Annotated in this window: 18 protein-coding genes; 4 read left to right on the forward strand and 14 right to left on the reverse strand. The window is 31.2% G+C overall.

The window, feature by feature from the left end; genetic code table 11:
- Positions 1 to 67: 67 nt before the first annotated feature.
- Positions 68 to 1,912, reverse strand: a complete 1,845-nt coding sequence (gene typA, locus AC2FB1_RS03210) for a translational GTPase TypA (RefSeq protein ID WP_490673842.1) — start codon at positions 1,910 to 1,912, stop codon at positions 68 to 70.
- Positions 1,913 to 2,010: 98 nt separating this feature from the next.
- Between typA and AC2FB1_RS03215 the strand changes: the two genes are divergently transcribed.
- Positions 2,011 to 2,202 carry a DUF5325 family protein gene (locus AC2FB1_RS03215; protein WP_207025827.1) on the forward strand — a complete coding sequence of 64 codons (192 nt, stop codon included), beginning with the start codon at positions 2,011 to 2,013 and terminating at the stop codon, positions 2,200 to 2,202.
- A 70-nt stretch (positions 2,203 to 2,272) separates the two neighbouring features.
- Here the strand turns inward: AC2FB1_RS03215 and AC2FB1_RS03220 are convergent, their stop codons facing one another.
- Positions 2,273 to 3,088: an inositol monophosphatase family protein gene (locus AC2FB1_RS03220; RefSeq protein WP_490673843.1), complete on the reverse strand. Its 816-nt coding sequence runs from the start codon at positions 3,086 to 3,088 to the stop codon at positions 2,273 to 2,275.
- A 666-nt stretch (positions 3,089 to 3,754) separates the two neighbouring features.
- Here AC2FB1_RS03220 and AC2FB1_RS03225 point away from each other — a divergent pair.
- Both AC2FB1_RS03225 and AC2FB1_RS03230 read left to right on the forward strand, forming a co-directional pair.
- The gene (locus AC2FB1_RS03225) at positions 3,755 to 4,366 is read left to right on the forward strand and encodes a YktB family protein (protein ID WP_490673844.1); all 612 of its coding nucleotides are present in this window, start codon (positions 3,755 to 3,757) and stop codon (positions 4,364 to 4,366) included.
- A 241-nt stretch (positions 4,367 to 4,607) separates the two neighbouring features.
- Complete coding sequence (locus AC2FB1_RS03230) at positions 4,608 to 5,954, forward strand: Nramp family divalent metal transporter (RefSeq protein WP_490673845.1); 1,347 nt, start codon at positions 4,608 to 4,610, stop codon at positions 5,952 to 5,954.
- A gap of 173 nt (positions 5,955 to 6,127) precedes the next feature.
- Here the strand turns inward: AC2FB1_RS03230 and auxB are convergent, their stop codons facing one another.
- The 12 genes from auxB to AC2FB1_RS03290 all read right to left on the reverse strand — a co-directional run bounded on the left by auxB (position 6,128) and on the right by AC2FB1_RS03290 (position 18,055).
- Positions 6,128 to 7,264 (reverse strand): lipoteichoic acid stability factor AuxB, encoded by a 1,137-nt coding sequence (gene auxB, locus AC2FB1_RS03235; RefSeq protein ID WP_490673846.1) that lies wholly within the window; start codon positions 7,262 to 7,264, stop codon positions 6,128 to 6,130.
- 72 nt (positions 7,265 to 7,336) lie between these two features.
- The gene (locus AC2FB1_RS03240) at positions 7,337 to 8,410 is read right to left on the reverse strand and encodes an ABC transporter substrate-binding protein (protein ID WP_490673847.1); all 1,074 of its coding nucleotides are present in this window, start codon (positions 8,408 to 8,410) and stop codon (positions 7,337 to 7,339) included.
- On the reverse strand, positions 8,407 to 9,216 hold the full coding sequence (locus tag AC2FB1_RS03245) for an ABC transporter permease (RefSeq protein ID WP_490673848.1): 810 nt from the start codon (positions 9,214 to 9,216) through the stop codon (positions 8,407 to 8,409). Before AC2FB1_RS03245 ends, AC2FB1_RS03240 begins: the two co-directional genes overlap by 4 nt.
- 5 nt (positions 9,217 to 9,221) lie before the next feature.
- A complete protein-coding gene (locus AC2FB1_RS03250; protein WP_490673849.1) occupies positions 9,222 to 10,025 on the reverse strand; it encodes an ABC transporter permease in 804 nt (267 codons plus the stop codon).
- Positions 10,018 to 11,112, reverse strand: coding sequence for an ABC transporter ATP-binding protein (locus tag AC2FB1_RS03255; protein WP_490673850.1), 1,095 nt, complete (start codon positions 11,110 to 11,112; stop codon positions 10,018 to 10,020). Before AC2FB1_RS03255 ends, AC2FB1_RS03250 begins: the two co-directional genes overlap by 8 nt.
- A gap of 13 nt (positions 11,113 to 11,125) precedes the next feature.
- A complete protein-coding gene (locus AC2FB1_RS03260; RefSeq protein ID WP_490673851.1) occupies positions 11,126 to 11,665 on the reverse strand; it encodes a helix-turn-helix domain-containing protein in 540 nt (179 codons plus the stop codon).
- A gap of 165 nt (positions 11,666 to 11,830) precedes the next feature.
- On the reverse strand, positions 11,831 to 12,103 hold the full coding sequence (locus tag AC2FB1_RS03265) for a UPF0223 family protein (RefSeq protein ID WP_490673852.1): 273 nt from the start codon (positions 12,101 to 12,103) through the stop codon (positions 11,831 to 11,833).
- A gap of 144 nt (positions 12,104 to 12,247) precedes the next feature.
- Positions 12,248 to 13,654: a dihydrolipoyl dehydrogenase gene (gene lpdA, locus AC2FB1_RS03270; RefSeq protein ID WP_490673853.1), complete on the reverse strand. Its 1,407-nt coding sequence runs from the start codon at positions 13,652 to 13,654 to the stop codon at positions 12,248 to 12,250.
- A gap of 3 nt (positions 13,655 to 13,657) precedes the next feature.
- Positions 13,658 to 14,962: a dihydrolipoamide acetyltransferase family protein gene (locus AC2FB1_RS03275; protein ID WP_490673854.1), complete on the reverse strand. Its 1,305-nt coding sequence runs from the start codon at positions 14,960 to 14,962 to the stop codon at positions 13,658 to 13,660.
- Between the two features lie 203 nt (positions 14,963 to 15,165).
- On the reverse strand, positions 15,166 to 16,143 hold the full coding sequence (locus AC2FB1_RS03280; protein WP_490673855.1) for an alpha-ketoacid dehydrogenase subunit beta: 978 nt from the start codon (positions 16,141 to 16,143) through the stop codon (positions 15,166 to 15,168).
- Between the two features lie 3 nt (positions 16,144 to 16,146).
- Positions 16,147 to 17,259: a pyruvate dehydrogenase (acetyl-transferring) E1 component subunit alpha gene (gene pdhA / locus AC2FB1_RS03285; RefSeq protein WP_070813312.1), complete on the reverse strand. Its 1,113-nt coding sequence runs from the start codon at positions 17,257 to 17,259 to the stop codon at positions 16,147 to 16,149.
- 166 nt (positions 17,260 to 17,425) lie between these two features.
- Entirely contained in the window at positions 17,426 to 18,055 is a 630-nt protein-coding gene (locus AC2FB1_RS03290; protein WP_490673856.1) for a YkyA family protein, read from the reverse strand.
- Between the two features lie 135 nt (positions 18,056 to 18,190).
- Between AC2FB1_RS03290 and def the strand changes: the two genes are divergently transcribed.
- On the forward strand, positions 18,191 to 18,742 hold the full coding sequence (def, locus tag AC2FB1_RS03295) for a peptide deformylase (protein WP_490673857.1): 552 nt from the start codon (positions 18,191 to 18,193) through the stop codon (positions 18,740 to 18,742).
- The last annotated feature ends 186 nt before the right edge of the window (positions 18,743 to 18,928 follow it).

Here is an 18,928-nt window from a genome sequence, read left to right on the forward strand (position 1 = left end):
TATGTTCTTATATTTTTCAATAATAAAAAGACGCAAAATCAAACTTGATTTTGCGTCTTTTTTAATTTTATTGATCTTGCATCATTTGTTTTACACGTTTAGCTTCTTTTTCACGTGCCGCTTTATTTAAGATTTTCTTTCTTAAACGGATACTTTGAGGAGTTACTTCAACCAATTCATCATCATTAATATACTCTAATGCTTCTTCTAATGTTAAAATTCTTGGACGATTCATAGTTTGAGTTTGATCTTTAGTCGCTGAACGAACGTTAGTTTGATGTTTAGCTTTAGTAATATTAACGGTTAAATCATTTTCACGGTTATGTTCTCCTACAATCATACCTTCATAAACTTCAGTACCTGGTTCCATGAAGTTTACGCCTCTATCTTCTAAACCAATGATGGCATATGCAGTTGCTTGTCCTTGATCCATTGAAATTAATGCACCATTACGACGGCCACCAATTTGTGCTTTGACACGGGGTCTAAATTCTTCAAAGGTATGGTTAATAATGCCATAACCACGAGTCATAGACATAAATTCAGTTGTATATCCAATCATACCACGTGCAGGCACCATAAAGATTAGACGTGTTAATCCATTATCAGTTGTTAACATATCTAACATTTCACCTTTACGAGCACCAAGCGATTCAATAACTGCTCCAGCATTTTCAGATGGAACTTCACATTGAACACGTTCAAATGGTTCACTTAATACACCATCAATCTCACGTAAAATAACTTGAGGTTTAGAAACTTGAAGTTCAAATCCTTCACGTCTCATATTTTCAATTAAAATAGATAAGTGCAACTCTCCACGGCCAGCTACAATCCATGTATCTGGAGAATCTGTTGGTGTAACTTTTAATGATACATCTGTTTCAAGTTGTTGATCTAAACGTTCTTGGATTTGACGAGCGGTTACAAAATCACCTTCACGACCAGCAAATGGTGAATTATTTACTTTGAACGTCATTTCAAGTGTAGGTTCATCAATACGCAATACTGGTAATGCTTCTTGATGATCATGAGGTGTAACAGTTTCACCTACGTTGATATCTTCCATTCCTGATACAGCAATTAAATCTCCTGCTTGTGCTTCTTCTATTTCTTCACGTTTTAAACCAAAGAAACCAAAGATTTTTGTTACACGGAAGTTTTTCACTGTACCATCTAATTTAATAAGCGATACGTTATCTCCTACACGCATCTTACCTCTAAATACTCGACCAATACCAATACGACCAACGTAATCATTATAATCTAATAATGCTACTTGGAATTGTAGTGGTTCATCGCTATTATCAATTGGAGCAGGCACGTAATCAAGAATTGTTTCATATAAAGACTGCATGTTTTCATCTTGTTTTTCAGAATCAAGACTCGCTGTTCCGTTTACAGCTGATGCATAAACAACTGGGAAATCAAGTTGTTCATCATTTGCTTCAAGTTCAATAAATAAATCTAATACTTCATCTACTACAGCTTCTGGTCTAGCAGATGGTTTATCAATTTTATTAACTACTACAACAGGCTTTAAATCTTGTTCTAATGCTTTTTTTAGTACAAAGCGTGTTTGTGGCATAGTACCTTCATATGCATCTACAACAAGTACAACACCATCTACCATTTTCATAATACGTTCAACTTCGCCGCCAAAGTCAGCATGACCTGGTGTATCTAAGATGTTAATTCTTGTACCTTTATAATTTATCGCAGTATTTTTTGCAAGAATTGTAATACCACGTTCTCTTTCTAAATCATTAGAGTCCATTGCTCTTTCATCAACATGCTCATTTTCTCTGAAGATTCCAGATTGTTTAAGCAATTCGTCAACTAATGTTGTTTTACCATGGTCGACGTGAGCAATAATTGCAATATTACGAACATCTTCTCTTTTATTAGTCATTTTATAATATCCTTTCTTGAGTTAATTCCCACTTTTAATTACAACTTTTTTATTATATCATAATATTAGCAAAAGATAACTAAAAGGTGGGGACAGGGATGGAAAAAACAAAATCTAAAGGTATATTCTGGATTCTTTCTATTATAGCAATTATATTTTTAGTACTCTTTAGTTTTAGCGTGGGTGCTGGTAGTATTCCAATGATGATTTTAACATTTATACTTTTCATTGCAACGTTTGGTGCTGGATTTACACTTAAGAAAAAGTATCGTGAAAACAATTGGTTGTAAGCAACTATTAAGATATATAAAGCTTGAGATATTTTTGTCTCAAGCTTTTTTTTATTGTAATCAAGGCCATTTATTTTTTAAAGCGCTGATGTAATTCAATTAAAGTAGCCGTATTAGGTGCTAGGTAACTTTCTAATATTTCTTTATGAATATTTGAATTTCCTACTAGTACTGAATTCGCGTTTGAAATATTTAATGGTTCACCTAATAAGTTGCTAGCTATGCCTCCAACTTCATTTAATACAATAAGCCCACCAGCAAAGTCCCAAGGTTGTAATCTAGGTGTGATATAGGCGGCTAATTGTCCTTTAGCTACGCTTATAATTTCTAAAGCTGCACTACCATATGCTCTACAACTTCTTGCATCATTCACTATATCTTGAAATATAGGTCCCATTTTAGGTTTGGTTACCCAGTTTGGATTAATCCCAATTAAACTTTTCTTCAAAGTAGTAGATTCAATTACAGATAATGGATGTTTATTTTCAAAAGCTCCCTCACCTACTTTAGCATGGTATAAAACATCCTTCATTACGTCATATACAAAGCCAGCGTAAGGTTTACCATTTCGGTAGATACCGATGGAAATAGCAAAATTCTCTTTTTGATGTACAAAGTTTAACGTGCCATCAATTGGATCCACTACCCATACAACACCTTCAACATGAGTTAGGTCATGTCCATGTCCTTCTTCTCCAATAACACGATGTTCTGGATAACTATGCGTAATTGCATCATATATATAATTTTCAGTAGCTTTATCGACATTTGTAACTAAATCATTCGGATTTGATTTTGTTTCAATATTTAATTCTTCTTTCATCATTATTCTAACTTTATTTCCTGCTTCTAAAACTAAGCCTTTGGCAAAATCATATAGTGACATACTATCATCTCCTGTTGCTTACTATTATACATCAATTCTATTTTATAATTGTTATACATCATTTTATACCTTCATCACTATATATTAAACTTTTAAGAAACATTTATAATGTATAAAAATAGGTCGCCAATAAAGGCAACCTACCATAATCTTGATATAAAAGACTAAAAACATTTAAACTATACTAATTAACAAGGAACTATTAAATCAGTTCCAAAAAATATTATGAATATATTTTTTGAAATTGTCCATTATAATTTATATTTTTACAAAAATTTCATTTAAATATAAGAATAATTTTATAATTATGAAAGAAAAAATTAAGCACCTATACATTAAGCTAATCTTAAATATAACATTGGTAATCTTTGCCTTGATGGTCTTTTTGAAACTCATTATATTATCTGAAACTATAGATATTCATCTACATATTTTTAATATTGTACTATAATCTTTTTCCTTTATTAACTTCATGATACCTTTCTAATCACACGACATAAAATCCTAAAAATTTAAATGGCTGATATCTAAGTATATATTCGCAACAATGGTTTATCTCTTTTTATCATAAATCAACTATCTATATTGAAATGCTATACTGTCATTATCATTGTGAAATGTATGCTACAATAAACTAAACAGATTATTAAAATAGGAGGCAAGTCAATGACACAATATACATTTACACCTAAGGACTTTAAAGCTTTTGACGTTGAAGGTTTAGAAGAACGAATGGAAGCTTTAAACAAATATATTAGACCTCAATTACATCAATTAGGCGATTATTTTAGTGAATATTTCACTTCTCAAACTGGAGAAACTTTTTATGCACACGTTGCTAAACATGCGCGTAGAAGTGTTAATCCTCCTATAGATACTTGGGTTGCCTTTGCACCTAATAAACGCGGTTATAAAATGTTACCTCATTTCCAAATTGGCCTTTTTAGAGATCAATTATTTATCATGTATGGAATAATGCATGAAGGAAAAAATAAAGAACAACGTGTTAAGGTTTTTGATAAACATTTTAAAATATTAAAACAACTTCCAAATGATTATCAAGTCAGTTTAGATCACATGAAAAAAGATAAACAATACATTAAAGATTTAAGTGATACTGAATTACATCAAGCTATTGATCGTGTTAAGAATGTAAAAAAAGGTGAGTTTTTTGTAGCACGAACTTTAGCGCCTAATGATGAACGATTAAAATCAGACAAAGCATTTTTAACTTTTATTAAAGAAACCTTTGATGAATTCTTAAAATTATATGAATAAATACTATTTTTGAATCTGGGATTTTATTATAAAGTGCCCCCAGTTAAAGTCAAATAGACAAGTAAATAATTAACAAAAGGGTTGATTTTTTTATTCAAAATCAACCCTTTTTATTGTATTGGCAGTCAATGACTGAATTTAAAATTCTCCTAAGTTCTATTTTATCTTTTCATTATATTTTTAGGTTGACCTAAAAATATAATTAGGTTAATATAATTAAAAAAGGTTTAGGAGTTTATAAATGAATCATTATAATGACAAAAAACAACGTAGTTTAGACGAAATTAACAATACAGTAGACTTCAATAGTAACAAAAGTGCAAGTCAAAAATTCTTAGCTTTTTTAGGTCCAGGATTATTAGTAGCGGTTGGATACATGGATCCAGGTAACTGGATTACGTCTATGCAAGGCGGAGCACAATTTGGCTATATCCTTCTTTTCATTATTTTAATTTCTAGTTTATCCGCAATGCTTTTACAAAGTATGACTGTTAGATTAGGAATTGCTACGGATATGGATTTAGCACAAATGACTCGTCATTATTTAAATCGCCCATTAGCAATTATGTTTTGGATTATAGCAGAATTAGCAATTATTGCTACGGATATTGCTGAAATTATCGGAAGTGCAATAGCTCTAGACTTATTATTTAATATTCCTTTAATTATAGGTGCACTTATAACAGTTTTAGATGTTTTTCTTTTACTTTTTATTATGAAATTTGGTTTCAGAAAAATTGAAGCTATTGTTGGAACATTAATTTTCACCGTTCTTATTATTTTTTTATTCGAAGTTTATATTTCATCACCAAAAGTGATTGATATTCTTAACGGTTTTATTCCTCACAAGGAAATCGTTACAAATCATAGTGTGCTATATATTGCTTTAGGAATTATTGGCGCTACAATCATGCCTCATAATCTCTATTTACATTCTTCGATTGTACAATCCCGTAAATATGATAGAAATAATGAAAACGATAAAGCACAAGCAATTAAATATGCAACAATTGATTCTAATATACAGTTAAGCATCGCTTTTATAGTAAATTGTTTGTTACTTGTACTAGGTGCTGCACTATTTTATGGTGTAAATGCTGATAAATTAGGTGGATTTTATGATTTATATCATGCCCTTAAAACACAGCCGCTTCTGGGATCAGTACTTGGCAGTATAATGAGTATATTATTTGCTATTGCATTACTTGCATCTGGACAAAACTCTACAATTACTGGTACACTTTCTGGTCAAATTGTTATGGAAGGTTTTTTAAAATTATCTATTCCAAACTGGTTAAGACGATTAATTACTAGAGGGTTAGCTGTCATTCCTGTTATTGTTTGTTTAATTATATTTAAAGGTAATGAAGGAAAAATGGAACAACTTTTAGTATTTTCTCAAGTATTTTTAAGTATTGCTTTACCATTCTCACTTATTCCTTTACAACTTGCAACAAGTAACAAAAAATTAATGGGTTCTTTCTATAATAAAAGCTGGATTAACATTTGTTCTTGGAGTTTAATTATTATTCTAAGTTTGCTCAATGTTTATTTAATTATTGAAACATTTAAAGAATTTTTTGCATAAAACGAAACTATTGTTAAGATATAGTGTCTATATTTTAACAATAGCTTTTTTCTTTTACTTTAATTCTCTCTATTATTAGTATTTATCTAATTATATTTTTATTGATTATAAATAAGCCCCCAATCAATTTGGATTCAAATTGATTGGGGGTGATACGTAACTAATAACATTAATTATTTATGATCGTCTGAATGTGTCTCTTTATTTTCTTCTTTATTTAAAATTTGTTTACGTTCTTCATAATTCATTCGACGCTGATTAACAGCACTTGGTTGATTCTTTCTTTTTTCTTTCATACGTTGATTATAAGCTTTACGTTTCTCTTTTTTCTTAGCACGCAATTCCGCTTTTTCTTTTTTACGTTGAGCTTTTTGTTCTTTCTTATCAATATATGAATCTGTTTCTACATTATTCTCATTGAATACATTTTCATCATCATTAACTTCATTCGGTATATTATTTTTTGAGTTATATTTATATTTTCTTTGTCTTGAAAGCACACCAGAATTATCATCATCATTTGAAGATTGTTGATATTCACTCGTTACAGCTCGTTTAGGATACTGATTATATTTATCTTCCTCAATATCGTCATTAAAATCGTGCTCATTTTTATTTTGAGTTAAATGATTATAGTCTTCATAATTATTTTCTCTTTCATTATAATAGCTTGACTGTTCACGACGAGTACGACGTTCTAATTTTTTAGCCTTACGAGGTGGTTCTATGTACTCTTCTTCATCATTATAATAAACAGGTTCCTCTTCATAATAATGTCCCTCATCATAATCATCTCTTTGATTATAATAAGGCGGATAATCATAAGTAGGACCATATGCTGGAACAGATTCTACCTTACTTCTTCTTGCAAACATCATAATCGCTGTAATGAAGAAGAAAATTGGAATAATTAATGTAATGAATAATAACACTAAAGGTAAAGTAATGATAGAAGCAATTAAAAATAATATTCCAGATAAAATTCTAATATTCATAGAAATTAATGCTAAAAATGAAATTAATAAACAAATAATAAAGTACACAATAATTGCCCAAACTCCATTTTGTAACCATATAACAAATTGAGTAGTATTTAGACTATTATTAGCTAATATTTGCTGTATTAATTGATTATTATTCATGGAATTTTCAAGATTTTGAATAGATGTATCATTACTGAATGATACGAGTGCAATAAACATTGTAATAACCGTTAATATTAATAAGAAAATCCAACTAATCCAACCTAAAAGTTTCTCAGTTAAACGGCTCACAGGTCGTTTGATTTGTGTGTATCGTTCTCCTGACATTTATTACAACTCCTTAATTAACTTGTCAAATTATTATATCTAATTTATAAAAAAATAACTACTATTTATCGCTTATTTTAACGACATTTTAAAATTTAAGAAACTTTCGTTGTATTCTCCTAATGTTTTTTCTCCTAAATCTTTATAAACTTCTAAGCGTTTTTGTTCTTTTGGAGTTGGATAAAAACGATAATCATTTTTTATTTTATTTGGTAATAAATTTCTAGCAGCCTTATTTGGAGTAGCATATCCAACCCATTCTGTATTTTGCTTATTATTTTTTGCATCTAATAAAAAGTTTATAAATTGATATGCTCCTTCTTTATTTTGCGCAGTTTTAGGTATGACCATATTATCGAACCATAAATTCGAGCCCTCTTTAGGAACAACATAATCATACGTATCTCCGTCTTGAACAAGTGGTGCTGCTACACCGCTCCATACTACAGCAATATGGCCTTCCTTTTGTTGAAGCATCATAGTAATCTCATCGCCTACTACACCTCTAACTTGAGGTGTAAGAGATTGTAAATCTTGTTCTGCTTGCTTAATATGAACAGGATTTGAATCATTTAAACTATAATCCAATTTATTTAAAGCTAATCCTATAATTTCCCTAGCACCATCAACCAGTAATATATCATTTTTATATTTAGATTGATATAAATCGCTCCAACTATCAAAATGTTCATTAGGATATGCTTTTTTATTATATAGAATACCTACTGTTCCAAAAAAGTACGGTATTGAATATTTATTATGAGGATCGTAAGCCATATTCATATAATTAGAATCTAAATTTTTAATATTGGGCATTTTTTTATGATCTAAAGGTTCTAACAAATGTTCTCTTTTTAATTTCTGAACTGTATATTCACTTGGAAATGCAACATCATAATGTGTACCTCCATTTTTAATTTTTGCTTCCATCGCTTCATTTGAATCAAAAGTTTCATAAACAACTTGAATACCCGTTTCTTTTTCAAATTTCTTTATTAAATCAGGATCAATGTATTCTCCCCAGTTATATACATACACTTTTTTGCCAGCTTTTGTATTATCTTGAGAACTAAAACAATGACTTATTCCTAAACATATCAGTCCTAGTATAATGGCACCTATAATTAACTGCAAAAATTGTCTCATTCTATTGCACCTCTTTTAGTACTTCTACGTTTCAATATATTTTGAAGTGCATAGTATCCAATAATTCCTAGCACAATAGCTAAGAATAAAATCGTTGAAATAGCATTTATTTCCATACTGATACCTTTTCGAGCCATAGCATACACTTCTACTGATAAAACACTAAATCCATTACCTGTCACAAAAAAACTTACAGTAAAATCATCTAAGGAATATGTAAGTGCCATAAAAAAACCACCAATTATTGCAGGCATTAAGTTTGGTAAAAGAATACGTCCGAGTATTTGAGTTTCTGTAGCACCTAAATCACGAGCTGCATTTAACATATTATGATTCATTTCATATAGCTGTGGTAGCACAAGAATGACTACTATAGGTATACAAAATGCAATATGAGATGCTAATACTGTTCCAAATCCTAATCCTAGTCCAAATATATGTCCTAAAGCTGTGAACATGATTAAAAATGAAGCGCCTATGACAACATCGGATGAAATCATTAATACATTATTTAATGTAAGTAATGTTAATTTAAACTTTTTATTTCTCAAATAATAAATAGATATTGCTCCAAATGTTCCAATAACAGTAGATATTGCTGCAGCTAGTAATGCAACTGTTATTGTATTGAATATTACTGACATTAAATGATCATCTTGAAATAATGTTTGATAATGTTTTAATGTGAAATGTTCAAAATGCACCATATTTCCAGCTGAATTAAACGAATAAAACATTAAGAAAAAAATAGGAACGTATAGTACAAGAAGTAATACTCCTATATATAATTTTCCATACCATTTCATTTAATTCACCCTCTTCCATTTGTTTCTTTAGATTTAGTAATAATTAAGATAAACGCCATAAATACAATTAAAAAGATAGCTATTGTCGATCCCATTCCGTAATTTTGAATAACCAAAAATTGTTCCTCAATAGATGTACCAATATTAATCACTTTATTTCCAGCTATAAGTCTAGTAATCATAAATAATGATAAAGCTGGTATAAATGTGACTTGAACCCCTGTCATGACACCTTCTTTTGTTAAAGGAAGTATAACTTTGCGAAAAGTAGTAAACGCATTTGCACCTAAATCACTTGAAGCTTGTAATAAATTATTAGGAATTGATTTCATACTATTAAAAATAGGCAAAATCATAAATGGTATATAAATATAACTTGCAACAAGTAAAAACGCACCTGATGTAAATAACAAATTCAGTGGGCCAATATGAATTGTACCTAACATTTTATTAACCATACCTTCATGACTTAAAATTCCAATAAAAGCATAAGTTTTTAACAGTAAATTAATCCATGTTGGTATGATTAATATAAGTAGCCAAATATTCTGAAATTTTGAACCTCTAATAAAATATGCTGCAGGATAACTAATAATTAACGTAACAATCGTTATAAGTGCTGCATAAAAAATTGAATCCCATATCATTTTTAAATATTTCATAGAAAATACTTGGCGATAATTCATAAAACTAAAATGACCATTTATATCGGTAAATGAAAAATATACAAGTAAAAGCACAGGAATTATAATAAAAACAATCATCCATAATAAATATGGAATGATAAGAAATTTATTTAAATTACGCATGTTCAATATCCTCATAACTTTCAATACGTTTATCAAATTCTTCTTCAGTTTCTCCAGGAACCATAATATGAATAGCTTCAGGTTCAAAAATCAAACCTACTTGGCTTCCTATTGCTGCCTTTTTAGTAGATTGAATGACCCATTCATATCCTTTCTTATCAATGCAACAAATTTCGTAATGTACACCTCTAAAAAGCATTGAATCGACAGTTGCAGTAAATAAGCCTTGTGTCGATTCAACTAAAGAAATATCCTCTGGACGAATCACTACTTCTACTTTTTTTCCAGATGGAATACGCGCATCAACACATTCGAAATCCTGACCATAAATATTCACTACAAAATCTTTAACCATTGTGCCATCAACAATATTAGATTCTCCAATAAAATCTGCCACAAAGCGATTTACTGGTTCATCGTAAATATCTGTTGGCGTACCAAATTGTTGTATCTTACCATCTTTCATTACAAAAATATAATCACTAAGTGCTAATGCTTCTTCTTGATCATGAGTCACAAACACAAAAGTGATTCCTAATCGTTTTTGTAATTCGCGAAGTTCATATTGCATTTCAGTACGTAATTTCAAATCTAGTGCCGACAGTGATTCATCTAATAATAAAATTTCTGGTTTATTTACAATAGCTCTGGCAATGGCTATTCTTTGTTTTTGACCCCCGCTCATTTCATCAATATGACGTTGTTCATATCCTGTTAACTTAACAAGTTTTAATGCCTCTTTGACTTCCTTATCAATCTCTTGTTTAGAAAACTTTTTTAGTCTTAAACCAAAAGCAATATTCTCATATACATTTAAGTGAGGAAATAAAGCATAGTCTTGAAATACTGTATTTACTTTACGCTTATTTGCTGGTAATTTTTCGATAGACTGATTTCTATATATAATTTGACCTTCATTAGGTTGTTCAAATCCTGCAATCAGTTTTAAAATTGTTGTTTTACCACATCCCGAGGGACCAAGTAAAGTGTAAAAATATCCCGATTCAATATCTAAGTTCATGTTATTTAATATTGTTGTATCAGCAAATTTCTTAGTAACCTTTTTAAAAGATAATAGTGGCTTCAATCCATTTCCTCCTTTATAAATATGATGATGTAGCTACAATTAGAATTTTAACTTCATTTTTTGAATCATTATGTAATTGATGTAGTTCATCTGCCCTAAAATACAGTACATCTCCCTTATAAGCTTGATAGCGCTCTTTACCTAATGTAAGTGATACACAGCCTTCTAAACAATAAATGAAGGTATCCGATTCTGAAGGTTCAAAAGATTTGTATGACGATCCAGGCTTAATTGTTAATATGAGAGGTTCCATTTCATATTCATTTGAACTGGGAACAACCCAATTTAATATATAACCTCTATCATATTCATCATAAATAGTTCTTTCGCTTTTTTTATATAATACTTTTTGTTTCACTTTTTCTTTAAAAAAATCGCTTGGTGTAGTACCTAATACTTCTAATATATTTAAAAATGTTTCCATGCTTGGAGACGCATGCTCACTTTCAATTTGAGATATATATCCTTTTGATAAATCTGTTCTTTCTGCTAGCTCTTCTTGAGTAAGATTTTTTTGACGTCTTAAATTTTTTAATTTATATCCAATTTGCATAACTAACCACCTAAAAAAGCTGTATATTGTTTACTATTATCAAACATTTTGTTTAATGCTTAATAAAAATAACAAAATACAGCTTTATATTCAATAGATATCTTAAAAAATTTTTATAATACATTCTTTAATAACCAAAACAAATATAATCATCTATTTAAAATCTTAATTTTTGCTAAAAGTCACTTGATCAGGATGTTTTTTTACTTCTTGAATTACTTTATAACTATTATAGCCACTCTTTTCTTCAAACTCTTTAAAAATTTGTTTTTCTTCTGCTTTTCCTGGCACAATTTCCTTAAATTTTTTATATTGTTCCATTAACTCAGTGCCTTTTACTGACTCCTCATAATAATTTTCAATTTGATTAAAGAATTTAATAACATCAACCATTTCATCTTTAGACCAATCTAAATCCATTGGATATTGATATTCCATAGTTACCCTCCAAAATATAAATTTATTTCTATAAAAAAAGGTGGAACTAGATTCCCGATAAAAATCATAGTCCCACCATAAATGGTTATTTTAAATATTTCAATTAAATACGTTGATTTAATTCATAATTATTTCAAAAGGAAATTACATAGTATGGATTGGTAAACCAATAGCTTTTTCAGCAACTTCCATAGTCATTTCACCTAAAGTTGGGTGAGCATGAACAGTTAATGCGATATCTTCAGCATTCATACCTGCTTCGATAGCTAAACCTAATTCAGAAATAATATCAGAAGCACCGTTACCTGCTACTTGAGCACCAATAACTGTGTCATCTTCTTTTAATGTAATTAATTTAACGAAACCAGTTGTATCGTCTAATGATAATGCACGTCCATTAGCAGCATAAGGGAATTTAGATGCTTTGAAATCTAAACCTTCTTCTTTAGCTTGAGCTTCAGTGTAACCAACTTGAGCTAGTTCTGGTTCAGTGAAGCATACAGCAGGCATACCAATGTAATCAACTTCTGATGGTTGACCTGAAATTGCTTCTGCAGCTACTTTTCCTTCATAGCTTGCTTTGTGTGCAAGTGGTAAACCAGGTACGATATCACCAATTGCGAAGATGTTTTTGATAGAAGTACGACTTTGTTTGTCTACTTCTAATAATCCACGATCAGCAAATTTAAGGCCTAATTCTTCTAAACCTAATTCGTCTGTATTTGGACGACGACCTACAGTTACTAATACATAATCAGCTTCAATTGTTTTTTCTTCACCTTTAGCTTCGTAAGTAACTTTAACACCGTTTTCAGTTTCTTCAGCGTTTTTAGCCATAGCTTCAGTGATGATTTCAACGCCTTTTTCTTTCATACCTTTTTTAACAGGTTGAACCATTTGTTTTTCGAAACCACCAAGAATTTCTTTAGCACCTTCTAAAATTGTAACTTCAGAACCGAAGTTAGCAAATGCAGTACCAAGTTCTGAACCAATATAACCGCCACCGACAACTACTAATTTACCAGGAACTTCTTGTAAATTTAAAGCACCTGTTGAATCGATAACGCGTTTTCCAAATTCGAAATTAGGGATTTCAATTGGTCTTGAACCAGTTGCAATAATAGCATTTTTGAAGTTATATGTTTGAGCACTTTTTTCGTCCATTACGCGTAAGCTATTTTCATCTACGAAATAAGCTTCACCACGAACGATTTCAACTTTATTACCTTTTAATAAACCTTCAACACCGCCAGTTAATTTATTAACAACTGATTGTTTGAATTCTTGAACTTTATCAAATTTAAGTGATACGCTTTCAGCAATAATACCTAAATTTTCAGAGTGTTGAGCTTCTACGAAACGGTGAGAAGCATGTAATAATGCTTTTGATGGAATACATCCAACGTTTAGGCATACGCCACCTAAGTCACCTTTTTCAACGATAGTAACTTTTTGACCTAATTGAGCTGCACGGATTGCAGCAACATATCCACCAGGACCTGCTCCGATTACAATAGTATCTGTTTCAATTGGGAAATCTCCAACTACCATGTTTTACCCCTCCATTAATAATAATTCTGGATTATTTAATAAGCGTTTGATATGATTCATTGCATTTTGACCAGTTGCGCCATCAATTTGTCTGTGGTCAAAGCTTAATGATAATGCTAATACTGGAGCTGCTACAATTTCACCATCTTTAACGATAGGTTTTTGAGCAATACGTCCAATACCTAAAATAGCTACTTCTGGGTGATTGATAACTGGAGTGAACCATTGTCCACCAGCTGAACCGATGTTACTAATTGTACATGTAGCACCGCTCATTTCTTGAGATGTTAATTTACCATCACGAGCTTTAACAGCTAATTCGTTAATTTCATCTGAAATTTGGAAAATAGATTTACGATCTGCATTTTTAACTACAGGTACTAATAAACCTCTTTCAGTATCTGCTGCGATACCAATATTCCAGTAATGTTTGTGTACGATTTCACCAGCTTCTTCATTAAATGAAGTGTTAAGTGCTGGGTATTTTTTAAGTGCAGAAACAAGTGCTTTAACAACATATGGTAAGAATGTTAATTTAATACCTTGTTCAGCTGCAACTTCTTTGAATTTTTTACGGTGATCCCATAAATCTTGAACATCAATTTCATCCATTAACGTTACGTGTGGAGCAGTATGTTTTGAGTTAACCATCGCTTTAGCAATTGCTTTACGCATTGCAGGGATTTTTTCTGTAGTTTCAGGGAAGTCTCCTTCAGGTACTGATTGAGTTTGAACTGCAGAAGTATCTTCTGATGTTGAAGCAGCTGCACTTTCATTTGAAGCTGTTGCTACTTGAGCACCGCCACCATTTAAGTGGTTATCGATGTCTTCTTTAGTAATACGTCCATTTTTACCTGAACCAGAAACTGCTTTAATGTTCACGCCTTTTTCACGTGCATATTTACGTACAGATGGCATTGCTTTAATTCGTCTGTTTTCGTCTACTTTTTCATCTTGTGATGTTGAAGCTGCTGGAGTTTCTTCAGTTTTAGCTTCTTCTTTTGTAGGTTCTTCTTCTTTAGATGAAGCATCGTCATCATTATGACCTTTAAATTGCATTTCTTCTGCATCTGGTGCGTCAATTTTAACGATTACATCACCTACAACTGCTACAGTACCTTCATCAACTACAACTTCTTCAATTGTACCGCTTACAGGAGAAGGGATTTCTACTACAGATTTATCATTTTGAACCTCTGCTAATACGTCATCCTCTTCAATTGTATCTCCGGCTGAAACAAACCATTTAACGATTTCACCTTCGTGGATACCTTCACCAATGTCGGGTAATCTAAATTCAAATGCCACGTTCTTATCCTCCTAAGATTTAAATATTTATTACTTAAATAAATTTATAATATAGAGGAAGGACAGAATAATATTTTGTGTCTGTTAACACCTTATCATTTTGTCCTACGTCTCTAATTTACACTTAATTATATATACATAAAATAAATAACAAGCACTTATTTTAAATACATACATTCATATATAACTTACTATCTATACTATTAGAATTCTAAAGTAGCTTTAGCTTGTTCAATAATATCATTTTTATTTGGTAACCAAACATTTTCAGCTTGAGTAAATGGATATACAGTATCAGCAGCAGCAACACGTGCAATTGGAGCTTCTAATGAAAGAATAGCACGCTCAGCTAATTCAGCTGCTACAGTAGCACCAACACCAGCTTGACGTTGAGCTTCTTGAACAACTACTGCACGACCAGTTTTTTCAACTGATGCAACTAATGTATCAATATCGATTGGTTGAACTGTACGTAAATCGATAACTTCTACAGAGTAACCTTCTTTTTCAAGTTCTTCTGCAGCTTTTTCAGATTCTTGTACCATTGCACCGTATGCAATTAACGTAATGTCATTACCTTCTTTTTTGACATTTGCTTTACCAATTTCAATTGTAAATTCTTCTTCAGGAACTTCCTCACGGAATGAACGATATAATTTCATATGTTCTAAATATACAACTGGGTCGTTTGATCTAATTGATGAAAGTAATAAACCTTTAGCATCATAAGGACCAGATGGAATAACTACTTTAATACCTGGTGATTGAGCTAAAATACCTTCTAAGTTATCCGCGTGTAATTCTGGAGTGTGTACCCCACCACCAAATGGTGTACGAATTGTTACAGGAGCAGTTTTAGAACCACCTGAACGGAAACGCGTACGAGCGATTTGACCAGCAACTTCGTCAAACACTTCAAATACGAATCCTAAGAATTGAATTTCCATTACAGGACGGAAACCTTCTACAGTTAAACCAAGAGCTAAACCACCAATACCTGATTCAGCTAATGGTGTGTCGAATACACGGTCTTCACCGAATTCTTTTTGTAAACCTTCAGTAACACGGAATACACCGCCGTTAACACCAACGTCTTCACCGAAAATTAAAACGTTTTCGTCATTTTGCAATTCAGTTTTAAGCGCATTGTTAATCGCTTGAACCATTGTCATTTGTGCCATGGCTTATTTCGACTCCTTCTCTTTGTAAATTTCATATTGTTCAGCTAAATTTTGAGGCATATCTTCATACATGATATCCATTAAATCAAGAACAGTTTGTTTTGGAGTATTGTCAGCCTCTTTAATTGCTTTCTTGATGTCGTCTTTAGCACGTTCAATAACTTCGTTTTCTTTCTCTTCATTCCATAATCCTTTATTTTCTAAGAATTTTCTGAAACGAACTAATGGATCTTTTTTCTCCCAATCTGCATCTTCATCTGAAGTTCTGTAACGAGTTGGGTCATCTCCAGCCATTGTATGTGGACCATAACGATAAGTCATAGTTTCTATTAATGTTGGACCTTCACCATTAATTGCACGATCACGAGCTTCTTTAGTAGCTTGATATACAGCTAATGCATCCATACCATCAACTTGGATACCAGGAATACCTACTGCAATTGCTTTTTGAGCTAATGTAGTAGCAGCTGTTTGTTTACTACGTGGAGTAGAAATTGCATAGTTATTGTTTTGGATAACAAAGATTGCTGGTGCTTTGTAAGCAGAAGCAAAGTTAATACCTTCGTAGAAATCACCTTGTGAAGAACCACCATCACCAGTATAAGTGATAGCAACTGCTTTTTTACCACGTTTTTTAATACCAAATGCTACACCAGCTGTTTGGATGTATTGTGCACCGATAATAATTTGTGGACTGAATGCATTTACGCCTTCAGGGAATTGGTTACCTTTAAAGTGACCTCTTGAGAATAAGAAAGCATCAGTTAAAGGTAAACCGTGCCAAATAAGTTGTGGTACATCACGATAACCAGGTAAAATGAAGTCTTCTTTTTCTAAAGCATATTGAGAAGCTAATTGAGATGCTTCTTGTCCTGCTGTCGGTGCATAGAAACCTAAACGACCTTGTCTATTTAAAGAAATAGAGCGTTGATCAAGAATACGTGTCCATACCATTCTTTCCATTAATTCTACTAATTGTTCATCAGTTAAATCAGGTACTAAGTCTTCATTTACGACATTACCATCTACGTCCAAAATTTGAACCATTTCAAATTTCGACTGCGTATCATTTAATACTTTTACTGCATCGAATTGGGCTTGTAACTTAGGAGCCATTCAATTCACCATACCTTTCCCATATAATAGAAATTCATTTTATCCACTCATAGTGTACCACAATTATTTTACACTGTTAAACATTTTCATAAAGTTCTGTATTACTAAAAAAAGATACAGTATAAGAAACTGTATCAATAAAATAATTAGCACTGTATTAGTAATATTAAGAGATTAAATGATCGACGTCTTGTTTCTCTTTATTAACTGTATTCATTGCTTTAGCATAAGCTTTAAATTTTTTCTTAAAGTTTTTTTGAGCTGTATTAAGAGCACTGTTTTTTTCGTCTACTTGTGATTGAGTAACTCCATCTTGTTTGATTAATTCAAATAAATCTTTTTCTTTACTTAATACATTTCTATATGCCTTAGCATATTCGTCATGCGTTTTATATTTATTTTTTATAGCATCATCAAGTTGTTGAACTTCTTTTCTTTTATTATCATTTTTAATATCGTTAATATGAGAATCTCCTTTTTTAAATTGCTTTTCGGAATCTTTTAAAATTGAAACTTCTTTATCAAAGGTTTTTTCTCGTTTATCAATATTATTAAGTACATCGTCGGCTGCTTTCTCACGTGTACTACTGTCATTACTGTTTGCCTTTTTATACAAACCTTGTTTCTTTTCTTCAAGTGAGTTCAATTTTTTACTAACTTCATTTATAGATTGTTCTTTATCAAATGCTTTTTGAACATTATCGTCATAAGCTTTTACCTCTTTTTTATCAGTTGTACAACCAGCTAATAAAAGTGTAGAGGTAGCTACAACAACTATGGTTTTACGTAATTTCATTAATGTCATTCCTCCTCATAGTGGTCCGATTGTAATATTATATAAAGATAGTTTATAAATCAAATGAAACTATATTAATGTACGTATATGTATATAATCTGTTATATTTTATATTATATAAGGAAGGTGTATGACATGTTAACGATGAAAGACATTATTAGAGATGGACATCCTACGTTGCGCGAAAAAGCAAAAGACGTGAGTTTACCTCTTTCTGAAGAAGATAAAAACACTTTACGTGATATGCGTGAATTTTTAATTAATAGTCAAGATGACGAAATTGCCAAAAAATATGGTTTACGATCTGGAGTGGGTTTAGCTGCACCACAAATTAATATTTCAAAAAAAATGATTGCCGTGTATTTACCTGATGATGGTGAAGGTAAGTCATACGACTATATGTTAGTCAATCCTAAAGTAATAAGCCATAGCGTTCAGCACGCTTATTTACCTACTGGTGAGGGGTGTTTAAGTGTAGATGAAAATATACCTGGTCTAGTTCATCGCCACTTTAGAACAACAATTAAAGCTTATGATATTGATGGTAATGAAGTTAAATTACGTTTAAAAGGTTATCCAGCAATTGTATTCCAACATGAAATCGATCATTTAAACGGTATTATGTTCTACGATTATATCGATAAAGAGCATCCTCTTACTCCATTACCAGACTCAGTTGAGGTTTAACATTCAAGCCTAATACATTTTTACTTTATTGTAATAAATGTATTAGGCTTTTCTTTTTTTAGCACTCAGTTCTCCACTTCTTTTACTACATATAAACTGCTTTATTTATTCTGATACATAAGGTAAAATAAAAGTTAACTGAAATCATAGTAAAATACTATCTTTCAAAAATTGAACGACATGTAT

The sequence above is a fragment of the Staphylococcus sp. CoH_129_LAB_1 genome (assembly GCF_058191515.1).

Bases quoted from the DNA above. Each gene is read 5' to 3' on its own strand.
- AC2FB1_RS03250 (WP_490673849.1), bottom strand. From the start codon at position 10,025: ATGCGTAATTTAAATAAATTTCTTATCATTCCATATTTATTATGGATG.
- AC2FB1_RS03245 (WP_490673848.1), bottom strand. From the start codon at position 9,216: ATGAAATGGTATGGAAAATTATATATAGGAGTATTACTTCTTGTACTA.
- AC2FB1_RS03290 (WP_490673856.1), bottom strand. From the start codon at position 18,055: ATGAAATTACGTAAAACCATAGTTGTTGTAGCTACCTCTACACTTTTA.
- AC2FB1_RS03260 (WP_490673851.1), bottom strand. From the start codon at position 11,665: ATGCAAATTGGATATAAATTAAAAAATTTAAGACGTCAAAAAAATCTT.
- def (WP_490673857.1), top strand. From the start codon at position 18,191: ATGTTAACGATGAAAGACATTATTAGAGATGGACATCCTACGTTGCGC.
- AC2FB1_RS03225 (WP_490673844.1), top strand. From the start codon at position 3,755: ATGACACAATATACATTTACACCTAAGGACTTTAAAGCTTTTGACGTT.
- pdhA (WP_070813312.1), bottom strand. From the start codon at position 17,259: ATGGCTCCTAAGTTACAAGCCCAATTCGATGCAGTAAAAGTATTAAAT.
- typA (WP_490673842.1), bottom strand. From the start codon at position 1,912: ATGACTAATAAAAGAGAAGATGTTCGTAATATTGCAATTATTGCTCAC.
- AC2FB1_RS03215 (WP_207025827.1), top strand. From the start codon at position 2,011: ATGGAAAAAACAAAATCTAAAGGTATATTCTGGATTCTTTCTATTATA.
- AC2FB1_RS03240 (WP_490673847.1), bottom strand. From the start codon at position 8,410: ATGAGACAATTTTTGCAGTTAATTATAGGTGCCATTATACTAGGACTG.
- AC2FB1_RS03220 (WP_490673843.1), bottom strand. From the start codon at position 3,088: ATGTCACTATATGATTTTGCCAAAGGCTTAGTTTTAGAAGCAGGAAAT.
- lpdA (WP_490673853.1), bottom strand. From the start codon at position 13,654: ATGGTAGTTGGAGATTTCCCAATTGAAACAGATACTATTGTAATCGGA.
- auxB (WP_490673846.1), bottom strand. From the start codon at position 7,264: ATGTCAGGAGAACGATACACACAAATCAAACGACCTGTGAGCCGTTTA.
- AC2FB1_RS03280 (WP_490673855.1), bottom strand. From the start codon at position 16,143: ATGGCACAAATGACAATGGTTCAAGCGATTAACAATGCGCTTAAAACT.
- AC2FB1_RS03265 (WP_490673852.1), bottom strand. From the start codon at position 12,103: ATGGAATATCAATATCCAATGGATTTAGATTGGTCTAAAGATGAAATG.
- AC2FB1_RS03230 (WP_490673845.1), top strand. From the start codon at position 4,608: ATGAATCATTATAATGACAAAAAACAACGTAGTTTAGACGAAATTAAC.